The sequence below is a fragment of the Patescibacteria group bacterium genome (assembly GCA_041662665.1).
In the GTDB taxonomy this organism is placed as follows: Bacteria; Patescibacteriota; JABMPQ01; order JABMPQ01; family JAQVVF01; genus JAQVVF01.
The window spans coordinates 46,845-69,498 of record JBAZSC010000001.1 but is presented as its reverse complement, the minus strand read 5'-3'; the positions used below and the strand labels follow the sequence as shown (position 1 = coordinate 69,498).

At 34.2% G+C, this 22,654-nt stretch carries 16 protein-coding genes and 2 tRNA genes; 2 read left to right on the top strand and 16 right to left on the bottom strand.

Translation table 11 applies throughout. The annotated features are described in order from the left end of the window. Window positions 1-18: 18 nt before the first annotated feature. The 14 genes from WC663_00420 to WC663_00355 form a co-directional block, all read right to left on the bottom strand. Window positions 19-3,534 (bottom strand): chitobiase/beta-hexosaminidase C-terminal domain-containing protein, encoded by a 3,516-nt coding sequence (locus WC663_00420; GenBank protein MFA6295800.1) that lies wholly within the window; start codon window positions 3,532-3,534, stop codon window positions 19-21. A gap of 215 nt (window positions 3,535-3,749) precedes the next feature. Then, window positions 3,750-4,817 carry a LysM peptidoglycan-binding domain-containing protein gene (locus tag WC663_00415; protein ID MFA6295799.1) on the bottom strand — a complete coding sequence of 356 codons (1,068 nt, stop codon included), beginning with the start codon at window positions 4,815-4,817 and terminating at the stop codon, window positions 3,750-3,752. Between the two features lie 724 nt (window positions 4,818-5,541). Beyond that, a complete protein-coding gene (locus WC663_00410) occupies window positions 5,542-5,826 on the bottom strand; it encodes a hypothetical protein (protein ID MFA6295798.1) in 285 nt (94 codons plus the stop codon). Further along, window positions 5,813-6,490, bottom strand: coding sequence for a hypothetical protein (locus WC663_00405; GenBank protein MFA6295797.1), 678 nt, complete (start codon window positions 6,488-6,490; stop codon window positions 5,813-5,815). Before WC663_00405 ends, WC663_00410 begins: the two co-directional genes overlap by 14 nt. Before the next feature lie 110 nt (window positions 6,491-6,600). After that, window positions 6,601-7,152, bottom strand: coding sequence for a PilN domain-containing protein (locus tag WC663_00400; protein MFA6295796.1), 552 nt, complete (start codon window positions 7,150-7,152; stop codon window positions 6,601-6,603). A gap of 80 nt (window positions 7,153-7,232) precedes the next feature. Then, window positions 7,233-8,300: a type IV pilus assembly protein PilM gene (pilM, locus tag WC663_00395; GenBank protein ID MFA6295795.1), complete on the bottom strand. Its 1,068-nt coding sequence runs from the start codon at window positions 8,298-8,300 to the stop codon at window positions 7,233-7,235. Window positions 8,301-8,429: 129 nt separating this feature from the next. After that, window positions 8,430-9,830 carry a hypothetical protein gene (locus tag WC663_00390; GenBank protein ID MFA6295794.1) on the bottom strand — a complete coding sequence of 467 codons (1,401 nt, stop codon included), beginning with the start codon at window positions 9,828-9,830 and terminating at the stop codon, window positions 8,430-8,432. A 108-nt stretch (window positions 9,831-9,938) separates the two neighbouring features. Continuing rightward, complete coding sequence (locus tag WC663_00385; GenBank protein ID MFA6295793.1) at window positions 9,939-10,550, bottom strand: hypothetical protein; 612 nt, start codon at window positions 10,548-10,550, stop codon at window positions 9,939-9,941. Window positions 10,551-10,650: 100 nt separating this feature from the next. Continuing rightward, window positions 10,651-13,002 carry a LamG-like jellyroll fold domain-containing protein gene (locus tag WC663_00380; protein MFA6295792.1) on the bottom strand — a complete coding sequence of 784 codons (2,352 nt, stop codon included), beginning with the start codon at window positions 13,000-13,002 and terminating at the stop codon, window positions 10,651-10,653. A gap of 99 nt (window positions 13,003-13,101) precedes the next feature. Then, on the bottom strand, window positions 13,102-14,319 hold the full coding sequence (locus WC663_00375) for a type II secretion system F family protein (protein ID MFA6295791.1): 1,218 nt from the start codon (window positions 14,317-14,319) through the stop codon (window positions 13,102-13,104). A 156-nt stretch (window positions 14,320-14,475) separates the two neighbouring features. Then, window positions 14,476-16,209 carry a GspE/PulE family protein gene (locus tag WC663_00370; GenBank protein MFA6295790.1) on the bottom strand — a complete coding sequence of 578 codons (1,734 nt, stop codon included), beginning with the start codon at window positions 16,207-16,209 and terminating at the stop codon, window positions 14,476-14,478. Window positions 16,210-16,350: 141 nt separating this feature from the next. After that, window positions 16,351-16,421 (bottom strand) — tRNA-Gly (locus WC663_00365). After that, window positions 16,412-17,095 carry a helix-turn-helix domain-containing protein gene (locus WC663_00360; GenBank protein ID MFA6295789.1) on the bottom strand — a complete coding sequence of 228 codons (684 nt, stop codon included), beginning with the start codon at window positions 17,093-17,095 and terminating at the stop codon, window positions 16,412-16,414. Before WC663_00360 ends, WC663_00365 begins: the two co-directional genes overlap by 10 nt. 18 nt (window positions 17,096-17,113) lie before the next feature. Then, a tRNA-Pro gene (locus tag WC663_00355) sits at window positions 17,114-17,184 on the bottom strand. 2,248 nt (window positions 17,185-19,432) lie between these two features. Between WC663_00355 and WC663_00350 the strand changes: the two genes are divergently transcribed. After that, the gene (locus WC663_00350) at window positions 19,433-19,693 is read left to right on the top strand and encodes a hypothetical protein (protein ID MFA6295788.1); all 261 of its coding nucleotides are present in this window, start codon (window positions 19,433-19,435) and stop codon (window positions 19,691-19,693) included. 341 nt (window positions 19,694-20,034) lie between these two features. On the opposite strand, the gene WC663_00345 is transcribed toward WC663_00350, so the two are convergent. After that, the gene (locus WC663_00345; protein MFA6295787.1) at window positions 20,035-20,595 is read right to left on the bottom strand and encodes a hypothetical protein; all 561 of its coding nucleotides are present in this window, start codon (window positions 20,593-20,595) and stop codon (window positions 20,035-20,037) included. Between the two features lie 249 nt (window positions 20,596-20,844). Here WC663_00345 and WC663_00340 point away from each other — a divergent pair, with 249 nt between their 5' ends. After that, window positions 20,845-21,144 carry a hypothetical protein gene (locus tag WC663_00340; protein MFA6295786.1) on the top strand — a complete coding sequence of 100 codons (300 nt, stop codon included), beginning with the start codon at window positions 20,845-20,847 and terminating at the stop codon, window positions 21,142-21,144. Between the two features lie 29 nt (window positions 21,145-21,173). Here WC663_00340 and WC663_00335 read toward each other — a convergent pair whose 3' ends face one another. Then, a complete protein-coding gene (locus tag WC663_00335) occupies window positions 21,174-22,625 on the bottom strand; it encodes an O-antigen ligase family protein (GenBank protein MFA6295785.1) in 1,452 nt (483 codons plus the stop codon). Between the last annotated feature and the right edge of the window lie 29 nt (window positions 22,626-22,654).

Sequence of the window (22,654 nt, the reverse complement as noted above, 5' to 3'; positions counted from 1 at the left end):
GCTTTTTTGACTTAACTTTTATTTGACAAGCATTGCATTCTTTTCGGCAATTATGAATTTTAGTTTTTCAAGAGTTTGGAATTCTAGAGTCTGGACATAGAAGGCTGGAGAGAAAGATCTGTTAGATAGGCTTGAGATACTAGCTGTATTTGCTGGGAATGCATGCGCTATTTCTGATTTTAGTCTGTAATTTCTGATCTTGAATTTTAGGACATTGGTTTTTGTGTTCTGGTAAACTGTGAAAGGACCTTGCCATGCGCCATCGCGATTTTTGATGAATAGTCTTAGGTTTTTTTCATTAAGATTCAATTTGTTTAACTTTTTCTGTGAATACCTGATGGCAACTTTGAATTTAATGTGCTTGTCAATATTCTTGTACAAATCTTTTTTGACTGTGCCAATATTTGAAGTTAATATAGTGTATCCTGGATAGCTCTTTTTCTTGTTGAAATTTGAATCATAGGCTGTCTTGTTTCTAACCATCTTGATATATAGATCATGAATTACTTTTTGTCTTGGCAATCTGTAGAAGAAAAGTTCAAGATTTGATGTTGGACTGTAATATGTGCGACCTAAGATAACATTTCTCAGATAAATTTTTTCGTCAAATGGAATTACTGTTGTTCCTGAATTAAATTCGCTTTTGCCAGAATTATCAACGAATGTATTTGTGATAATATAATTTTCAGTTTTTACAACTTCTTTATTTCCAGCTGCATCAATTGAAAAGAATTTTAGAGATGTGTTCTGTGAAATTACGATTGGAGCTGAGTAAGATAAAGATTGTGTAGTTGGAATTGTGCCATCTGTTGTATAATATGTTGCTGAAACTCCAGTATTAGTGTCAACTGCCTTAAGAGTTACTGTCTGTGTTGATGAGTATGTTCCGCTAGCTGGTGTTGCTGTAGTTACTGGACTTTGTGTGTCTATAACGTAAATTTCTGTTTTTACTGATTCTGTATTGCCAGCAGTATCTTTAGAAAAGAATCTTAGAGCTGTTGTTTTTGAAATTGCAATAGGAGAAGAATAAACTGATGATGATGTGGTTGGAGTTGTGCTGTCAGTTGTGTAATATGTTTTGGCAATTCCAGAATTTGTATCAACTGCTTTTAATGTAACATTCTGAATTGAATTGTATGTTCCACTAGCTGGTGTTGCTGTTGTTGTTGGAGCTAATGAATCTATTACGTAGACTTTTGTTTTCACTGTTTCAAGATTGCCTGCTTTATCTTTAGAAAAGAATTTCAAGGTTGTATTTTCGGAAATTGCGATTGGGCCTGAATAAACTGTTGACGATGTCGTTGGAGTTGAATCATCAGTTGTGTAATATGTGGCTAAAACGCCTGTATTGTCATCAGTTGCTGTTAAAGTTACTGTTTTTGCTTCCGTATATGTTCCACTTTCTAGAGAAGCTGTTGTAATAGGAGCTGTCTTGTCAATAACATAAATTTCTGTTTTTACATTTTCGGTATTTCCAACTGCATCTTTAGAAAAGAATTTAAGAGTAGTATTTTGAGAAATTGTTATTTTCGATGAATAAACTGATGATGAAGCAGTCGGTGTTGAGCCGTCTATTGTATAATATGTTGCGCTAACTCCAGTATTTGTATCAATTGCAGTCAAAGTAACTGCTTGATTTGATGTGTATGTTCCGCCAATAGGTGATGCAGTTGTTGTTGGAGCTAATTTATCAATAGCGTAAACTACTGTTTTTACTGCTTCAACATTTCCAGCTTTGTCTTTAGAAAAAAACTTCAATGATGTATTACTTGTAAGACTGATTGGGCTTGAATAAACTAAAGAAGATGTAGTTGGAGTTTTGCCATCTAGTGTATAATATGTTGCGCTTACACCTGAATTGTCATCAGTCGCTGTTAAAGTAACAGTTTGGTCTGTTGCATAATTTCCACCAACTGGTGATGCTGTTGTTGTTGGAGCAACTGTATCAATTACGTAAACTGCTGTTTTTACTGTTTCAGTATTTCCAACATTGTCTTTAGAGAAGAATTTAAGAGTAGCATTTTGAGAAATTGTGATTGGTGAAGAATAAACTGATGATGATGTAGTTGGTGTTGAGCCGTCTGTTGTGTAATATGTTGCTGAAACTCCAGTATTTGTATCAACAGCTTTTAAAGTGATAGCTTGAGCTGTTTTGTATGTTCCGGCAACCGGTGATGCAGTTGTTGTTGGAGCAATTGTATCTATAATATAAATTTCTGTTTTTACTGTTTCAATATTTCCGACAACATCTTTAGAAAAGAATTTCAAAATTGTATTGGCTGAAAGATTGATTTGAGTTGTATAAACTGCTGAAGATGTAGTTGGAGTTGAACCATCTTTTGTGTAATATGTTGTTGCTGGTTCATCAGTTGTCAAAGTAATTAACTTTGCAGTATTGTATGTTCCACTTGTTGGAGAAGCTTTTGTTACTGGAGCGATATAATCGATGTACCATGAAGCAATATTATTAGTAATAATGCCATCAGCTGTTGTGAAAGATCCTCCTGCATATAATTCATCATTATATACTGCTAAAGCATAAACTATTGAATTCAATCCAGAAACGCCAACTTTGTTCCAAGCTGTTTTATTCCATCTAGCAATATGATTGGTGACGACACTGTCTGCTGAACCGAAGAATCCTCCAGCATATAATTCATTATTGTAAACTGTTAAAGCATAAACTGCTTCATCCATTCCTGATGTGCCAACTTTACTCCACTCTGTACCATTCCATTTTGCAATATAATTAGCATTAATTAAATCTGCAGTAAGAAAAGATCCGCCAGCATATAATTCATTATCGTATACTGCTAAGGCATAAACATCATCTGATGTACCTGTAGCGCCAACTTTGCTCCAAGTCGTTCCATTCCATTTTGCAATTCCTGTTGTTCCAAAAGCACCTGTAAAAAGTCCACCAGCATATAATTCATTATTGTAAACTGCTAAAGCTTCAACCCAAATACTTGAAACCTCGCCTGAACTTACTTTACTCCATCTGACACCATTCCATTTTGCAATACCGTCAACTGCGATTCCATCAACAGTATTGAAAATTCCACCAGCATATAATTCATTATTGTAAACTGTCAAAGAAGAGACAATAGAAACAGGTCTTCCACTCATACCAGAAGTACCAACACTGCTCCAAGTGCTACCATTCCATTTTGCAATTTTGATTGCAGGATTACCATCAGCTGTAGTAAAATCTCCACCGGCATATAATTCGTTGTTGTAAACTGCTAGAGAACTGATTGTAGCATTCATACCTTCTGTGCCAACTTTGCTCCAGCTTGTACCATTCCATTTTGCAATTTGATTGCTGACAATACCGTCAGCTGAACTGAAAAATCCACCAGCATATAATTCATTATTATATACTGCTAATGCGCTAACTTGATCATCCATACCTGAAACGCCTACTTTTCCCCATGTTGAGCTATCTTTTGCTAGCGCTTGGCTTCCTAGCAAACAGAATGATCCCAACACAAAAAGCATCAAGACAATGCTTTTCATGAATTGTTTTTTCATTTTGTTTTTATTACATCTATTAATGAATTTAATATAACATATTTTTTGACAAACAAAAACTCAAGAAAAACCTAAAAAGCTGTTGATATCTTTTGTCAAGGCTTTTTGATATAACTTTTACAAAGTTGTTTGAAACAAAACAAAAACCCCGGAAAATCCGGGGCTTTGTTGATATCTTCAAGTGAGAGATGTTGCAATACAACGTCTCTACCGGTTTAATAGATGTAACCTAGAATAACACCATTGCTGTTTGAGACTGTTCTGGTTGATTCAATGCCTAATCCCATATAGTTCATTTCGCTAATAGTGACTGAGTCACCATTAACTGCTTCTACATAGGTAACATGACCCCACCATGATTCATTTGTAACCATGATAGCGCCAACAGCTGGAATTCTGCCTGTTGCTCTACCTTGAGCTTGGGCATTCCATAACCATTCGCGGGCATTACCATTCCATGTAACATCTCCGCGTCTTTCAGCAACGTACCAAGTACATTGTCCCCAAGGAAAGTTGTTTGCAACTCTACCTTGAATATGTACAACTGGAGATTGGTAAACGTCTTGTGGTGTATCGTATGTATCGTTTGTTTCGTTGTAATTTGCAATTAAGACTTCTTGTTCTTCTGGAGTTGGAATAGGTCTTTCCTTGATAGAACGTTTTCCATCAGGAATAATTAAGATTTGACCTTCTTTAATGCTGTCTGCTTTAGCTAATTTATTGAATTTAATAATTTTTTCAAGATCAGCTTCAGAATCAGCAGCAATTTGATCCAAAGTGTCGCCTGCTTCTACTTTTTTTGTAGTACCAGGAACAGGAAGGATATTTAATTCCATACCAGGTTTGATTACATCATCAGCATACAAATCGTTTTCTACTAATATAGTAGCTGGATCAACAGCAAAATTGTATGCAATACTTGTGATTGTATCACCATCTTTTACGAAATATTTGAAAGGTTCGTTTCTTTTTTCAGATTCTGGTTTAGTTTTGATTGTTTTAACTGAACTATTTTTAACTAATGTATCGCTATTGAACATTGGCAAGCTTTTTGTAGCTTTAGCTAATGTTGCAATTGAAGTTGCACCAACAGCATTTTTGCTTGTGTTCATTGCTCCACCTGTTGGTGAAGCAGAAGCGATTGAGATAATAGATAAATAATTTGTCTTAGCTGGTTTTTTGTTGGCATTCTTAACAATCTCGTATTTTTTAGATTCTGGAAATGCTAAGTTAGCTAAGATGCTACTGTCTTTAACTGTTACTGTTTCTTCTTTTGCTAACACATTAAATGTGGCAACAGTAATAGCAATAATAATGACAGCAGCGTGTAGGTAATATTTGCTATATTTTTTAGCAACGTTTTTTAAAGGTTCTAATATTTTTAGATGTTTTTGAATTTTTTCTTTTGTTTTTGTAATGTAGTTGTAAATCTTGTTCAGCCCAGTTTTAATTTTGGGTATTAGATGAACAAAGATTTGTTTTGTCCTAGTAATAGGCTTATAATGTTCCTTGGAAATTGATTGGTGACCAGTTCAAGTGATGACAGAATGGCAATCGATATCCAGTCAATTTTGGTCATCCAGCTTTAAAGAAAGCTAGATTAGATAAGTTAATTTTAGGGACTAAAAAACCGAAGATATCATTTAAGTTCGGTCTTAATATATATACTATACTAGCTAAAAAGCATGTCAAGCCTTTTTTTGAAGGATTATTTAGGCTTTTTTAAGGCAAAATAACTAGTTTGTCATAAAAAAGATCTTTTTTTATACACCAGATATTAACTGTTTTTTGTGATTTTGGCTTAAAATAGGCATTATCTTAAATAAGTCTTTTTTCATACTTAATAAGACAGAATTCTACCCTGCCCACGGCAGGGGAGGTGCGTGGCTATTGTAAAACCTTGTTTTGTGCATTGATGACCCCCTGCCCCGCCTTCGTCGAACTTCTGCCTTCGTTAAAAACTGCGGCAGATAAATCGGCGGGCAGGCACGGGCAGGGTAGAAGGTTCTATTTATACGGGTTTTTGTTTGGCGTAAGTGTTATTGATTCTTGGTCATTAGTTAGGCTTTGGATCACGTCTTGATATTGCTCAGTATCGATTTTTAGTCTTTTTTGAGTGATATCGCTTACTACTGGTTCTTGTGGAATAATAAAAGTAACGAAGTAAATCCATGTTCCAAAGATAATAAATAATAGGGATATTATAAAAACACCTAAAATGATCATTTTATTGTTATTGTTTTGAAAATAATCGCTAATATTTTGGCTTTTTTTTGGACTATTTTGTGGCATTTTGGTCTTTTATAAATACTTTAAGATTAAGAGTTGTTGAAAGCTCACTTGTTGTTGGCATAGCTTCGTTTTGAACAACTTGAGTACTAGTTTTTGTTGTAGCAAGCTCTGCAAGTTGGCTGTCTAAGGAAGTTTCATCAGTTAGAGTAGTCGCTTTTTTTAACTCGTTAAGATAGGCAACTAAGTCTTCGAACGAGCCTTGCAATTTAACTTCTACTTCGATGAAATTGTTAGTTGGATTGGCCTGAGTTGGATTTGTGGTAACTGAAGTATTTGTACTCGTGTCTGTATTTGTTGTATCTTCTTTTTCTGTTTTTTTGATTTGAGGAGCATTTGTTTGTTCTAGAATGTTTATTGTTTGCTCGTTATTTGTCTGTTTGGCGATATTTTCGAGATCAACTATAAAATTGACAATATCATCTTTTGTAGTCAAATGGATTGAAAGCTGATCTAAGATTGTATCAATATTCTGTTCTTTGTCTTTGGCTTGCTTAATATCATTTTCTTGGATCTTCAATCCTTCTTGCCTGATTTTTTCTTGATAAATTTTATTGTTGAGATCAAGAATGTTTGAAGTTTGAGGATAGATAATAAGTCCTGTGTATAGTAAAACTATTCCAAGACTGATTCCGATCGTAAGCCATGTTTTTTGCAATTTTTGCATTTTTAGTTTTTGTTATTCTGTTGGCAATGATTATCCCTAATATATTCACGAGATTCTTCATTTGTTAGATTTATTGATATCAATAAATCTAACTCAGAATGACTTGCTAGTCATTTTAAAGCTTTATCGGTTAATTTTCCTGTTATTTTAAAACTAACATTTGTTGGACTGATCAAATTTGAGGATGGTGATTCTATATTTTCGAAGTAACCTGTTTTTTCAAGATTGCTCGTAAATAATATTAATTCGTCTCTTGTTCCTGCATTTCCGGAAATTTCAAAATTTTTGTCTGTCTTATTAAGCTTTATGTCAAATAGTCTAATACCATTTGGAGTTTGATTTGCAATTTCGACAATTGTTTTCGAAAAATTTGTTCGATCGCCTTTAATTGTTTTAATCGTACTTAAATAATAATTAATTTGCCTCATCTTTGATTCAATTTGCTGATTTCCAGTTTGATTTAAAAATTTTTCAATATTTTTTGTTTCAGAAGTTAATGCATCTAGATTACCTGTTTGAACATCCTCAATTGTTATAATAACAAAAGTTAATAATGCAATAATAAAACCAAGTATCACAAAAGAGCCTATTAAAGAAATGTTGTTTTTTTCATAGGAAATATCCTTCTTTTCTTCTGATGATAATAGATTGATTGTGATCATTGTGTTTTGCTGTAACTTGTAATTAGTAATCAGTAACTAGAAACTGACGAAACGAAAGTCTAGTTACTAGTTACTAATTACTATTTACTATACTTCACGATCTCTGCGCCTCTTATTCCAAGACCAATAACTGTTGTTAAGCTAAGCAAGTCTTGATTATTGATTGGCAAGCTTTTTTTGACTGGTAAATTAGTTAGTGGATTCGCTATTGAGATTTTCATTTTTAATTTCAAAGTAAGATGAGGAACTATTCCGGAGATATTGGCTCCTCCACCGCATAAAATTATGTTGTTAATTGGATTTGCGGATTTGAAATGATTTTGGTAATAGCCAATTATTTTAATAATCTGAGTTGCAAGTGAGTCAAACAATGGATAAATTGATTGCAATAACGTTTTTTCTTCATTTGAAAGATCTGGACTGCAACAAGCTGCTTTTTTTGCTTCGGCATTTTCGATATTTATTTTTAAAGCTTTGCTGATATTTTCGGTGAACTTATTACCGCAAACTTCTTGAGTATTTGAAGCGAATGGAACAATTTTTCGATCTTGAACAAAGAAAACTGTTTTTGTGGCACCAATATCAACAATGAGACTCGCCTCTTTTTGATTTTCTGGAATCAAAGCTCTTGCTTCAGCTGCTTCTTCAAGATCTAAAACCTGTGGTTTTAATCTAGCGATCTTCAAAACATTGATATAACTATCAACAATTTTTTTTGGAGCTGCAGCAACTAATATCCTTTGTCTGCTATCTATTGTTTCGATAATTTGCCAATCAAGATATACTGTATCAATTGGCAATGGAATATACTGCTCTGCTTGCCATTTTATTCCTTCGCTTAATTCTTCTTTGCTCATTTGAGGAATTTCTAGTATTCTAACAAAGGTTTTGTTTTCTGGAAGAGAACAAACTACATTTGAAATAAAAATTTTTTTTGGTTTTGCACTATTTGTTGCTTTTTGAATATATGAAGCTAGGAGTTTAGAATCTTTTATTTCACCAGAAACGACTATTCCTTGAGGAATTTTTAAAACATTGTAACCTACGAGTTTATAAAACTTGCCTCCCTTTTTTAATTGGAGAACTTTTATTGAAGCATCGCTGATTTCGATGCCAAAGGCTTGTTTTTTTGGAGTGAAAATTGACATAGTGTTGAAATTCCAAATTCCAAATTACAAACAAAATACAAATGACAAATTACAAAAAATAGCTAAAAGTTTGTGATTTGTGGTTTGTAGTTTGTTTGCCATCGAGATTTGGGATTTGTAAATTTTGTTTTAGTGGATTTCTTTCCAGCTAATTTGTTCATATTCTTCTTTTTGAGGGAAATCTGGCGGAGCTGCATACGTCAGATTATTATCATATAATGTTTCTGTTTGTTTATAACCTGAAATAACTGTATTTTGCGCGTTAACCCATGACCAAGTCCAGATATTATATGATCCGATACTGCCATAAACTTCTATATAGTCCTTTACTACTGTATTTGCCCCATATCTAGAAGCTTGATAATTATAAATAAAAACATGTCCTTTCTGTGCAATCATAGCAGCATCGATTTCTAATCTTTCTGGACTATACAATGGAACTAAAATATCTTTTTGAGCAATAAGGCCTAACGCGTGATTACCATCTTTTTCTAGATAATCAATGTTATTATTTATTATTATACTACGATCCGAGCCAGTTGCCAAAAAATTTGCTGCAGCTAAAGTAATTCTACCTTCGACAGTGCCATCAACCCAGACTTGATCCTCAACAAAGATTATGCCATTCTCAGGAACTGGATATGTAGCTACGTAGGTTTGATTACGGATGTCAATGTATCTCCATTTCCAACCATCACTAAAATCATATCCATATGTAGGTATTGTACTTGTAACTCGATAAAGATCATATGTCGCTGGATTCGTATTAAATTTTATTCGATAACCAAAACTACCTGAGTAACCGATATAATCTCCGTCTGCTGATTGTGCTTTTTCTTTAAGCCCGCCTGCACCGCCAAGATCAACACTTATTGAATTAAAATCAATTGTTGGTACTTGATAAATTGGAGGAAAATGCCATAATTCTTGGATTTTTCCAGTACCCCAGACTCCATCATGTTCAACATAATTGCAACCATGTTCTGGTCCACAGATATATTTTTCTCTTGAGCTTTCGACAACAGAATCGCCTTCTCCATCCATCCGAATACCACCATTTGAATGGACTTTACCTTTTACTTCTTCATCTTCACCAAACCAAACATTGCTATGAGTAAAAAAACTATAATCTGATAATGACCTTTTTCCAAATTTTACCTCTATAGTGCGATGAACGTTTGGATCATCATTTAAATAACCAGTAGATCTAATTGTAACTATTGTAGAACCTAAAATTGGAGGCGTAATTTGTAGATTATAATGACCAATTATACCTCCATAAGGGTCTGTATAATCGTAATCTCCAGATCCAGAATAATCTTCTGGTGAATGAGAAAGTCGCCATTTGTAATAATTTGCTCCAGCTTCGGCAATCTGCAAGGCACGCAAAGAACTTTGTTTTTTGACAGCTGTTTTGTATAAAGTAGCAACAAGTTGTAATAAACCAATTGCGACAATCATAAAAACACTTGTGAAGACAAGGACTACGACTAGGGCTTGGCCTTTTTGATTATGATTGTTACTTTTCATAATTTTAAATTTTCAATGCTAAAATTTTCAAAACTATCTTGTCGCAGTTGTTTAATAATTAGATATTATAAATTTAATAAAAATTAGTAATTAGAAATTAAAAATTTTTCAGAGATTGTCTTTTAAATTCCTCAATCCAACTTCTGTTTCCATTGTTGTAGCAGGAGGAGCACTGTTTGGGTTGGCATCAACGATGACAACGATTTTTATTAATCTAATTTCGCCAACGTTATTTGGATTTATTGCAGCTTGAGTGCCAGTATAATTTTTGTCAAAATAATAAAAAATTGGATTAGCGCCATTTTGAATGTAATGTGCAACTGTTCTAATTTTTTCTTGATTAACAGGATAAGTTACTGGAACACCTTGTGGTTCAATCGTTCCAATTTTTAAATCAGTTCCGTCTAAAAAGTATCGAACTCTTTCAACTTCGTCATCTTGATCAACATTTGAAAAAAAAGTAATTGATTGATTTGCGGCGTTTTGTATTGGATAACTACCACTTGACGATTGTATTGTATCACGAAGATTATCAGCAAGTGAGAGAATTGCTTTTCTTGCTTCATCGCCTGCTTTGATATCAGCGAAACTTTTTTGCTGTGCTTTTAAGGTAACTCTAACAAAGCCATAGAGTGCTCCGGAAATTAATGCCATTATTCCGATAGTAATGACTACTTCAAGAGCTGTTAAGCCTGCTTCTTTTTTAAATATTTTAAACATAAAATTTCTCGAATTTTCACTAATTTTGCACGCCTGCCTGCCAATAGGCAGGAATTTACAAATAGTATGCAAAATATGTAAATCTAACAATTAATTAGATCTACGGTGCTAAAATTATTTCACGGCTTGATTGACCTGAAACGTCTTGTGTTGTAGTGATTGTTTCAAAACCATCTTTAGTAACTTCTATATTATATGTGCCTGGATTTAAAGCGCTAAAAAATACTTGTCCTGCAGAGCCTGTAGCTTTTGTTTGATCAAATCCATTATTTGTTACATGAACTGTTGCTTGATTGATTGGATCTTTAGAACTATCAACAACTGTAACCTTTAAACTGTTGTCAGTGTGAGGAACCAAAACTAAAGTTACAACTTGATTTTCATTTGGTGTAATATTGACTGGATTTGGAGGAGAAATTTCAGCTAAATCGTAACCATCACTAGCTAAAGTAATTGTATATTTATCCCATTCAATATCAGTTAGGATTAATTGACCTGAGGCATTAGTTGTTTGGTTTAAAAAATTATTTCTGATGATTGGATTGCCCTCTCCGTCATGTCCAATTGGTCTTTCGCCTACTATATTTAAGCTGATTCCAGCAACTGGATTGGCGCCAATCACGCTTTCTTCTTCACCCAAAGTTAAATTTGTATCTGGAATAGAACTAAATGGAAAATTAACTCTGATAATATCGGAAATTCTAGCGCTATCAATTTTTCCGATAAATTGAGAAGATTTTTCACCAAAGTTATTGCCATTGCCTATTGTCAAAGGCGATGAATTTACTGCTAGATATGTAACTGTTTCACTTTTAGAATTTTTCTCTTCTCCGTTTACAAAAATTTTCATGTTTCCTGGAAGATAAGTGCCTGAGACATATGACCATGTGTCTGTTGGGACAGGATCTGTTGCTTGAATGCTTTTTAAACCAGCGACTTGATCAAAAACGCCAAATGAAGGTATTCCATTGTCTAACCATAAGGCATAATCATTTAAACGATCGATAATTGTTTGATTTCCAGCGATTGATGTTGGGTTGACCCAAGCTTCTAAAGTTAATTGGCCTTCTATATCTAATGAAGAATTATCAGCAACAGAAACTTCGGCATATGCTGATGGTAAATCGTATAATAATGAATGTCCGCTAAAACCAGCTGTCCAGTTTGGATTTGTTACTGTTCCATTGTTATTATTTCCTGATGAATCCGTAATTATTGTACCATCTGAATTTTCAAAATAGTATAATCCTGCTGTATCACTATCACGTTCTGGTGTGAAGATTGAAGTTAAATTTGTGTTCGGATTTGAAGCTGAACTATTATCATAATATAGGAAATAAGTGTCAGATAATGCTGAAGCTTGTATATCTTGTTGAGTTGCAAACCAAATTTTTGTTTCAGTACCATTCTGATTCCAATCTGTTGAATTTATTCGATCTAAATCATGCCAAGTTGAACCATCAAAATATACGATTCTGATATCATTGCCATTACTTAATGATTTATTTGCTTGGACTAAAGAATAATGGTCTAAATTCAAGGCAACTGTTGAATGAGCTGGAAGAATATTTGCGCTATTATTGTGAACTGTAATTTGTTTTCGGTATTGATAGCCAACGTCCCACCAACTTCCTCCGCCTTGCGTACCTGTAGCATTGATTGTCAAACGGCTGACTTTATCAATTGTAAAGCTGACTTCAGTAATTGTGCCTTGCTGAATTGATTGATTTGGCAATGTTGGACTTGGATCCTCTTGTGTGATTGGAACTGTATAATCAGAAGTGTAACCAGTTTTGCTAACTCTAATATAGTAGTTATTTCCAGTATCAACGGGCAAAGCTGGAACAACAAGCTCGCCTTGACTATTTGTTTGAGTATTAATATCGATATTTGGTATTAAACTTTTGTTTTCGATATGTACGCTAACCTGAGAAACAGGAGCAACAACATTATCAAAAACTTGTAAAGATAATGTTCCGCCATTTTCAATTGATTCTTGTCCTTTTGGAACAATAGTTGTAACAAGTGTTACTGGATTTGTACTTGGATATGTGTCCCAAGTCACCCAAACGCGAGCTTTTTTATAATCAGCATTATATGGATCATTTGGAGCTAATTCATCAAATTGATCATCAACATATTGAACATCAGTATGAACAGTATAATTAACATTATTAATATTTCGTGCAGGACTAGTTGAAGGAATATTACCTTGTGGCCAGCCTTCTGTTGTACCAACTTGAAGATAAGGTAAATTTCTTATCAATTCCATTTGTTCATTGGCTAATCCAGTAGCAACTGTCCTTGTTTCATAAATATTTGAACTTTTGCTAACAGCTTGAAAAATACCAAAAATTCCTGCTGAAATAATAGCAAGTATGGCGAGAGCGATTAATGTTTCTACTAATGTGAATCCTTTCTCAAATTTTTTGTATTTTTTGTCTTTTTGCAACTAATTTTCAATTTATAATTTCTAATTTTTATTAAATTTTTAATGCTTTAATTTTAAAACATCGTTAACCCTAAAGTGTTTAGAAATTAGGAATTAGCGTTAGATCTTTTCCATCATCGAGTAAATTGGTGAAACTATAGCAACAGCCATGACAGCGACACCGATTCCTAAAGTTATCATTAAAATAGGTTCGATAATTGAAGATAAATTTTCTGTAGTGCGAGTAACATCAGTTTCGTAGAAATCAGCAACGTCTTTTAAAATATTGTCTAAATTGCCTGTTTCCTCGCCAACAGCAACCATTTGTGTAATAAGAGGAGGAAATAATTTTTTATTTTGGTCTAAAACTTCAACTAAACGCAAACCTTTTTTAACTTCAGAACCAGCAGCAAGTACGGCTTCTTTATACATAGCATTACCTAAGACTTCACCAGTAATATTTAAAGTGTTAATAATTGGAACACCACTTGTTAACAACGTACTAGTAGTTCTAGCAAAACGAGCAAGATTAACTTTTTTTACGTTTGGTCCCAAAACTGGAATAATCAATATTAATTTGTGAAAATTTCTGTGTCCTTCTTTTGTTCTTAGAATTATATAGATTGTAAAACCTAAAGCGACAATGCCGATAGCGACATAAATTCCATATTTACTGATAAAATCAGAGAAGCCAATAATCATTCTTGTTGTAAGAGGTAAATCAGCTTGGATATCTCGAAAAACATTAGCAAGTTCAGGCAATACAAAGATAATCATGATAATAATTACTGCAATCATTAAAGTTAAGATAATTACTGGATAGATCATTGCTGATTTTATGTTAGATAAAAGATCGCTGTCTTTTTTCATTTGTGTTGCAAGCTGGTCTAATACTTTTTCCAATTCTCCACCAATTTCTCCAACTTTAATCATATTAACATATAATGGCGGAAAAACTTTTGGATAAAGAGCTAAACTATCTGCAAAACTTCGACCTTTTTGAACATTATTTGAGATATCAGAAATTATTGCTTTAAAATTTTTTTTGGATGTCTGTTTCACAAGAATTTCTAGTGCTTTAGAAATTGGCAAGCCAGCCTTAATCATGACTTGCATGTTTCTAGTGAAAAGAATTTTGTCGGTTATAGTAATTTTTCCAAGAAAACCTGAAATATTCTTATTAAAAAAGGCTTTTTTTGCTTGTTCGCTTTCGGCGTGCGTTAAAAGAAGACCTTTGCTTCTTAAAACTTTTGCTAAGGATGTTTCATTAGGCGCAATTAATTCGCCTCTTTTAATATTACCTTGATTATCTCTGGCTAGATAGCTAAACTTTGGCATAACTTCAATAAATTCTAAGCACTAATTTCGTTAAAAGCTTCTAAGGTCGCTTTTAACTTCTAAACAAATTCAAAATCTAAATTCCAAATTTTCAAAACCTTTTGGACCTTTAATTTTTGGTCATTTGTATTTATTTAGGATTTAGGATTTAGGATTTTAATCCTTAGTAACCTTGAGTATTTCATCAATTGAAGTGATCCCAGTAACTGCTTTGACAAAACCGTCTTGAGCCATTGTCAACATTCCCTCATCTTGAGCTTGTTTGCTTATTTTGGAGGTTTCAGCATCTGCTAAAATGAGTTCATTGATCTTTGGAGAAGTTTCGAAGACTTCGTAAATTCCGATTCTGCCTTTGTAGCCTTCTTGATTGCATTGATCACAGCCTTTGCCTCTGGAAAATTCTATTTCTTCAATTGGTTTTGGTTTTGTGGTAATTTTGCTTTTTAGTAGTGCTTCCATTAGATGGTCAATTCCAAATTCTTTATCTAAAACCTTGATAATTGATTTGTCTAGTTTGTATTTTTCAATACAATTAGTGCAAATTTTTCTGACTAAACGTTGGGCAATGACGACATTCAAAGTTGAAGTAACTAAAAATGGTTTTGCACCCATATCAATAAGTCTAGTTGGAGCACTTGAGGCATCGTTAGTGTGAAGTGTTGATAATACAAGATGACCAGTTAAAGCAGAATTGATTGCCATTCCTGCTGTTTCAGTATCTCTGATTTCTCCAACCATAATAATATCTGGATCTTGACGAAGAAGAGCGCGAAGTCCATTGGCAAAAGTGAAGCCAATTTTTGGTTTGACTTGGCTTTGACTAATTCTTGGCATTCGATATTCAATTGGATCTTCGATTGTTGAAATATTTACTTCTGGAGTATTTAAAATTCCCATAATGGCGTAAAGAGTAGTAGTCTTTCCTGAACCTGTTGGACCTGTGATCAAAACCATTCCATATGGTTTTTGAATGTTGAGTTTTACTTTTTTTAAGGCATCGTGTTGCAAGCCAAGTTGTTCTAATGTTAAAACTTCAGTAGATTCTGATAATAAACGCATGACTATTTTTTCACCATCAAAGACTGGCAAGATAGAAACACGAAAAGAAAATTTGTAGCCTTCTTTTTCTACTTTGAAACGTCCATCTTGAGGAAGACGATGTTCATCAATTTTTAAATTAGCTAATATTTTTATTCTAGCAACAATGCCTGGCATGATTTCTTTTGGCAAGACGATAACATCATGAAGAATGCCATCAATTCGATAACGAACTATTGCCTTTTTTTCTAATGGCTCAATATGTATATCGCTGGCATTTTGTAAAACAGCATGTTCTAACAAAGTATCAACAATTCTAACGATTGGAAGATTGGCAGCCATTTTTTTTAAATCTTTTTCTGAAGTTTTTGTTGCTGCTAAACTTTGATCAATTATTTCATTAAATTCAGCTTGTAAACCTTTTTTGTATTGTTTTAAAACTGAAAGCATTCCTTGTTTTGTAGCAAGATAAACTTGAAGTCTTTTTCCAGGAATTTGTTTTTTGATAAATTCAATAGTTTGCAAGTCTTCTGGATCTGTCATGGCGATTTTTATGCCTTCTTCTGACTCATCAAAAATAACAACATTATTCGCGATAGCAATTCTTTCTGGAATTTGGAATAATAAATCTTTTCTAACTGAAATCTTTGTTAAATCTACATAAGGCACACCGATACTTTCAGCATATTTTTGCGATAAAAGAGTTTCATTGATAATTCCAGATGAAATTAAAACGTTTTCAATTTTTTGATTTTCTTTTTTTGCTGTTGCAATCAGCTCGTCTAACTTTGTTTCCTCAATCATCTTAGTCTCAACTAGAATATGGACAAGCTGTTCTTTTGTTAAATTCATTTTTGTTTTTGATATGGTAGTCTTTTGAATTATTATAACATAATAATTATTTTATGGAAAATGTTATTAATTATGTTTTTTGTTAATAAAAAACAGCGAGTTAAATGCTGTTTTAAAATTTGAAATTTTTAATATTTAATAAGCGGGTAAGGAGAATCGAACTCCTGTAATCTCTTTGGAAAAGAGATATTTTACCATTAAATTACACCCGCACATTTATTTGTTCTAAAGAATTATCAATCCAACCCATGATTCTTCGATGAAGACTTTTTCCGAATTCTTTCTTACCATTACTTTTTATAACTATTTGAATTGTGCCGAATGGAAGCGTTCTTCTTTTTTTGGCTACTTTATTAGTACGTCTATCAATTTGAATTTTATCAAAATTTTTTTCAGCGAGACCTGTTATTTTTGACCAATATTTAAGTGCTTCATCAGGAACTATGTCTGGATAAATATGTATTCTAATTCTAAAATTTTCTTCTTTAAGATTGCAAAACGTTCTAAACCATTCTAATGCTAATAGTATGATTTTTGGATCGGAATTGGTTAATCTTATTTGTTCATATGCTTTATTGCCTTCACCTATGTAAAGACCGATTCCAAGCATCCATAAATCTCTTTTTGATAATTTTCCTAATTCATCCTTTGCAACTTTTCTCATTTTTTGTATATCAGCCATCATCTGATTGTGCTTCGATGTGGCAGATTGCATACGAGCATTTCCAATTCTATCAATAACTTCTTTATTAGGTGTATATGGAATCTCTTTAAGCCAGGTACTAAGGGTACTTTTTGATAAACCAAATTTTTTGCTAATCATCCCGTAGGAATAGCCACTTTTTCGGTAAGTAATTATTTCTTGCCGAAGGCTTAGAGACTTCATTTTATTTAGTTATTATTTTCGGGGTGCAGGGAATTGAACCCTGTCTACATGCTCCCAAAGCACGTGTACTACCGGTATACTACACCCCGTCAGTTCTTATTTTAATACATTTCAAAAATAAATCAAGCATATATTGTATATAATTTATTATGTAAAATATATAAGAAATCTAATTTTTAATTTGCTTTAAATAAGCCAAAAACAATTGATATTTTGGAAATACCCTTGACAAAATAACAATACTAGCGTATAATAGATTATACAATAAAAATTGTTATTTAAAAGTGAATATAGCTTATTGTCACGAAATGTGGCAAAAAGCAAAATATTGGAGTGAGATCCAAGCGAGCTAGTTACTAGTTACTAGTAACTAGTAACTTGAAGAAGCTAAATTCGGACAAGTCAGTATTTGATCACTCTTTCAAATATTGGCTTGTCCTATTTTTTTGGGACAAAACCTGGGAGGTTGGACGTGGGAGCGTGGGAGCGTGGGAGCTTCGGAACGTCGGGACTTCGGAGCGTCTGAACGTCAGAGCGTTGAACTCTGATATCTGATTCTTCCACGAACTGATTCTGATGCTTGCCAGCTTTCCGTACTTTATAGCTTTATGGACTTTATGAACTTTTCACTTCGCTAGCGCATCCGTCAAAAACGCCTTGTTTTTGACTAGCTAGCCAGTGAAATGGCATATACTCTAGGACGCTTTGTTTCTTTACTGCGCAAGCGGTATTGAAATAGGGCACCCTTTCTTTTTCGGCAATCTATTTAATACTTTGTTATTTATATTTTGCCGGATCCTCACAGCTTTGGAACGTCGGAGCTTTAGAGCTTCGGAAGTCGGAAACTATTCCAAAATTGTGAGGATTCAAACTAGGAGGGCGTCATGCCACAGAGCGAATGGGATCTGTTGCCCTTGAAGGCAAAACTCGCAGTCACATTCCTCGCCGGCGTAGGCGTTGGGATGGTCGTCTCCTACCTCATGTGGTATTTCATCAATCACTGAGCTAACTCCTGCCCAATGCCTGATTCTACGAATAGGGCAACGGGAAGTCGAGATCCTCTCTCGGCGATTGTACCTTTCCTGTAAGACGTAAGTTTTGCAGGATCCCCACAGCTTTGGAAATCGGAAATCGGATGTCGGAAGTCGGAAGGAAATCCCTTCCCCTTCTGAAATCCCTTGTTCTACTAGTTTCCAAAATTGTGAGGATCTTTAAAATATTTTTTAATCACCATTATGTTGATTACTCAATAATCATTATGATGGTGATTGAAAAGAGCCGACAGAGTGACCATACCGAGATTTCACTCGGTGTCAATCTGGAGGCAAGCCGCCCTAAAAAAGGGCGAAGGAGAGTTTTATGACGAGGATGGATGAGTGTTTGGCGTTGGTCGGTGGACCAATGCCCGGTTGGACGGGCGAGATCGCCAGGACCTGGTTCCTGGCGGAGGAGGGAAGGAACATCATCCGCGAGGCGAGTCTGTTCGCCTCGGGAAACGTCGAGAGCCGCACATACGCGTGCACGGCGGGTCGGATCCCCACTTACGGCACTCTGTACGTCAGGGTGCAGGATAAGCTTGGTGGAGTCCACGACTTTTCGTTCAAGATGGACGAAAAGTAGTGTGTCACGCTACCAGCAAGAGCGTTAAGACTTGCTGGAGGGTTTAACCATGGGTTCCCTGCAAAACCCGCGGTCCGAGAAGGGCAAAGCTGTAAGGCTTTGTTCGTCCTCAAGGTTCAGCCTTAATCTGCATACGACGACCAAGCAGAGCTTGAGTTGTAGCAGAAGGCGGAGGACTCGGAAGAATGGACCACCTGTGCTCATTATTATTGTTGGTACTTTCTCCGCTAGTAAAATATTCAATTATTTTTTCTGGCGGATTCTCACAGCTTTGGAAATCGGAAATCGGATGTCGGAGGTCGGAAGGAAATCCCTTCCCCTTCTGAAATCTCTTGTTCCAAAATTGTGAGGATCTTTCAGGAGGAACGACAAATGATCAAGAATCTGGTGCTTGATGGTGTATTTCTTTTCGCCCTCATCATTGCTTCTGCGTGCTTGTACGGTTTACTCGCCTGAACATTGATTGCCCAATGCCTGATTCTACGAATAGGGCAACGGGAAGTCGAGATCCTCTCTCGGCGATTGTACCTTTCCTGTAAGACGTAAGTTTTGCAGGATCCCCACAGCTTTGGAACATGAGTGTATTACTCTCTACTAGTTTCCAAAATTGTGAGGATCTTTAAAACATCTGACTTGTAGCATCATGCTGATAAAATGTCATCATGATGCTGCAAGTGCAGCCACTTGAGCCTGTGAGAACAGGCAACGGAGAGGCAGATGATCACGAACCAGGTGAACGGACTGGACGCGCTTGGATTTGTTCTCTACCAGAAAGCCATCGCGTGTGTCCAGGAGGTCGGGTACGTGCCCTCGTGCTACCACAAGAACTACCCGATGGCGATCGTTCTGTACGGGATGCTCGAGATGACCATCCTGAACAGCTCCTACCCGATGGTGTCGACGGCTAAGGACAACGTTGACGGCTGGAAGATCTACGTCTGGGATATGGATGGAAAGGGGTACGTTTACCATTCCTAGAAAGAATTTTGTTCCCTAATATTTTGTTCCCTAAGAAGCACATTATTCCGCTAGCGATTATTCATATTTTTATTATATTATGCTGGCGGATTCTCAGAGTCTTGAAAGAAATTTCAAGATTGTGAGAATCGTAATTCGAGTTACTAGTTACTAATTACTAGTTACTGGTAAACTCGTTTTCTAAAACTGGCTAAGGTTTAAATGATTGATCTTTAAAAAGATTTTTCATTAAATCTCACTCCAACCTTAGCCGATTCTAGCAAACATAAACGAAAAGACGAGCAAAATTGCTCGCCTTTTTTATTTAACTAGTCTAACTAGTCTAACTTATTTAACTTTTTTTACTCGCAAAGGTCAGCAGTAAATGCGCCAGAAATTTCTGTCTTTGTATCATCATAGCTGATTTTTGCAAAGCCTGTTACTTTCTTTGCTGCTTCATCAATATTTGTGATTACAACTTTTGCATCCCAATTTGTGTTAATGCTCATTGGTGTGCCATTTTCTTGGTTGTAATAATAGTATGAGCTGTAATCATTGAAAGGTAATTCTTCGCTAACAGTTTTTTCAAATGTGCCTTTTTGTAATGTCTTCATGCTAATATTTACTGCATCATTGCCTGTTACTACTCCGCATGCTTCTGATGGAGCCTGATTTGAAAAAGCCCAATCATACTTACCGTCAAATTTAGTAATTGCTACATTTGCGATTGTAACATTCTTGCCATTGATTTTTCCAGAAATTGCTTTGTCTGGAATTGAGCCTTTTTCAGTTGATGATGTCCAATTTTTTTCTGTTGTTGTAGCAGTCTCTGTTGAACTTTTTTTGCAACCTGCTCCAGTGAGCACAAGTGCAAAAGCAACAGCTGACAAAACGATCGCTGCTTTTCGAGCTTTGTTTTCCATGTTTTTTATTAAATAATTAGTAAATAATTTTGTTAATTTAATATAGCATGCTTTTTTAAAATTTTAAAATTTTTTGCTGTTGATAATTATCTTGACTAATTTTTATTTTTCAATATAATTAGATTTGAAATAATATTTGCTCTTTCCATTCTAAACAAATTGCCCAGGTTTTTCCTGGGCTTTTTGTTTTTCTATAGAAATTATTTTTAATTGTTGCTATTATATCTTTAAATAAATTAATCTAATTTTATGTCAAAGAATAATAAGAAAGAAGAAAGAAGACAAAAGAATCTTGATTACATTAAGAATTTGTACAAAAATCAAAAATCTGAAAAAGAATCTTATACTGCTATTTTAAATGGCGATAAAACAAGTGCTGAAACAAATTCTTTGTCCCTTAAGACAAGTTACATTAACAAAGATTTAAGAAATTTGATTATTTTGACTCTTGTTTTGATTGGAATCTCTGTTGCAATGTATTATTATGATCTAAGTACAAATTTCTTAGGAAATATTGCTAGCAACATGCTAAATGGAATTGTAAAATAATTATAAAAATTAATTTAAAAAAATCGAGATTATTTCTCGATTTTTTGTTGATTAATTTTTGTTGCTGTTAAACCAAGTACCAGCCAAAATAATAGTTGACCTTGTTGAATCGTCCATAAATAATGATCGAATAATGCGATAAAAAGAAAAGCAACGAGAATACTAAAACAAACAAAATTAAATATCGAACTGTTAACTTGCTTGTCCGCCGAAGCGAAAGCAAAGGCGGATAACTGATAACTAATAACAATAATTAGCCCTAAAAATGACAACAAACTGAAAATTCCAGATTCTGCAAAAATCAGCAAATAGATATTGTGTGCCGGCTGGTATTGCCACCATTCAATTTTTTGATTTGTATATTTTGACATTTGGCTAGTGAAGTTATTGTAGCCAATTCCAAAAAATGGATGAGACTTAATCATGTTAAATGAAATCTGATTGTAAAAAGCGCGATTTGAAACAGCTTTGTCGCCATTTTGATCAGCGATTGCTGCTCGTGCAGTAATTTGTGGCCATTGCGCAACAATGATGAATATAATTGCCAAAATTATAATGATAAATGGGTGATAAAAGCTGTTTGTTTTGATATTATTTAGAGCAATGACTATTTTCTTTCTTAAACTAATAACTAAGATTGCTAAAGCTATAACAAAGGCAATCCAAGCTGTTCTTGAAAATGTAAAGATGAAAGCAATGAATTCTAAAATTAGACCAAAACTTAGCAAAATTGTCAATATTCTATATTTTGGCTTATCTAAGCCATAATTATTGAGCTGATAAATCATTAATCCTATCAGAATTACCATACTTGCTAGCAAAAAGCCTGCTAGAACATTCGGATGTGGAAAAGTGCCATAAGCTCGCATAATCACATTGCCATTGTCTAGGACTATTTTGGCAACATTTTGAAGTACTGGTAATACTAATGGCTCGCCTAATATTGTTAATCCTAGAGTCTGTTGTTTTAAATACTGAATAATGACTAAGATTGAAGATAACACACCTGATGTAATTAGAACATAAATGGCTGAAATAAGCCTCTTTTTTGTGTTTAAATTTAAGATTATAAAAATAATAAGCAGAATGAATTCTGCTAGCTTGATCATTCTGAAGATCGCAACATTGTGATCTAAATAGTTATTATAGTTGACAAAAACACTTATTAAGCTGAAAAAGAAGATTGCTATCGGCAATATGAATATGAAAGGGTTTGTTTTATTGCCACCCTTCGAGTGGTCACCCGTAGGGTGATTTTCTTGCTTTTTTGTTTTGACAAGAATTAAATTAATTACCCAAAAAATCAAGCATAATGCAAACAAAATATCTGACGCATAAATAGTGATTGTTTGCCATTCAACAAAGATATCACCTATTTTTGCAGTCGCTAAATTGAATATATGACGCTTTTGAAAAGGAATTGTAAATAGAAAGGCGTAAAATAAGTATAAATATGAATTCTTGATGATTTTTTTGAACATTTTGTTTTATATTGAAAATTAAATATTGG

Bases quoted from the DNA above. Each gene is read 5' to 3' on its own strand.
- WC663_00385 (MFA6295793.1), bottom strand. From the start codon at position 10,550: ATGTTTAAAATATTTAAAAAAGAAGCAGGCTTAACAGCTCTTGAAGTA.
- WC663_00370 (MFA6295790.1), bottom strand. From the start codon at position 16,209: ATGAATTTAACAAAAGAACAGCTTGTCCATATTCTAGTTGAGACTAAG.
- pilM (MFA6295795.1), bottom strand. From the start codon at position 8,300: ATGTCAATTTTCACTCCAAAAAAACAAGCCTTTGGCATCGAAATCAGC.
- WC663_00350 (MFA6295788.1), top strand. From the start codon at position 19,433: ATGATCACGAACCAGGTGAACGGACTGGACGCGCTTGGATTTGTTCTC.
- WC663_00375 (MFA6295791.1), bottom strand. From the start codon at position 14,319: ATGCCAAAGTTTAGCTATCTAGCCAGAGATAATCAAGGTAATATTAAA.
- WC663_00405 (MFA6295797.1), bottom strand. From the start codon at position 6,490: ATGCAAAAATTGCAAAAAACATGGCTTACGATCGGAATCAGTCTTGGA.
- WC663_00360 (MFA6295789.1), bottom strand. From the start codon at position 17,095: ATGAAGTCTCTAAGCCTTCGGCAAGAAATAATTACTTACCGAAAAAGT.
- WC663_00400 (MFA6295796.1), bottom strand. From the start codon at position 7,152: ATGATCACAATCAATCTATTATCATCAGAAGAAAAGAAGGATATTTCC.
- WC663_00410 (MFA6295798.1), bottom strand. From the start codon at position 5,826: ATGCCACAAAATAGTCCAAAAAAAAGCCAAAATATTAGCGATTATTTT.
- WC663_00340 (MFA6295786.1), top strand. From the start codon at position 20,845: ATGTCAAAGAATAATAAGAAAGAAGAAAGAAGACAAAAGAATCTTGAT.
- WC663_00345 (MFA6295787.1), bottom strand. From the start codon at position 20,595: ATGGAAAACAAAGCTCGAAAAGCAGCGATCGTTTTGTCAGCTGTTGCT.
- WC663_00335 (MFA6295785.1), bottom strand. From the start codon at position 22,625: ATGTTCAAAAAAATCATCAAGAATTCATATTTATACTTATTTTACGCC.
- WC663_00420 (MFA6295800.1), bottom strand. From the start codon at position 3,534: ATGAAAAAACAATTCATGAAAAGCATTGTCTTGATGCTTTTTGTGTTG.
- WC663_00390 (MFA6295794.1), bottom strand. From the start codon at position 9,830: ATGAAAAGTAACAATCATAATCAAAAAGGCCAAGCCCTAGTCGTAGTC.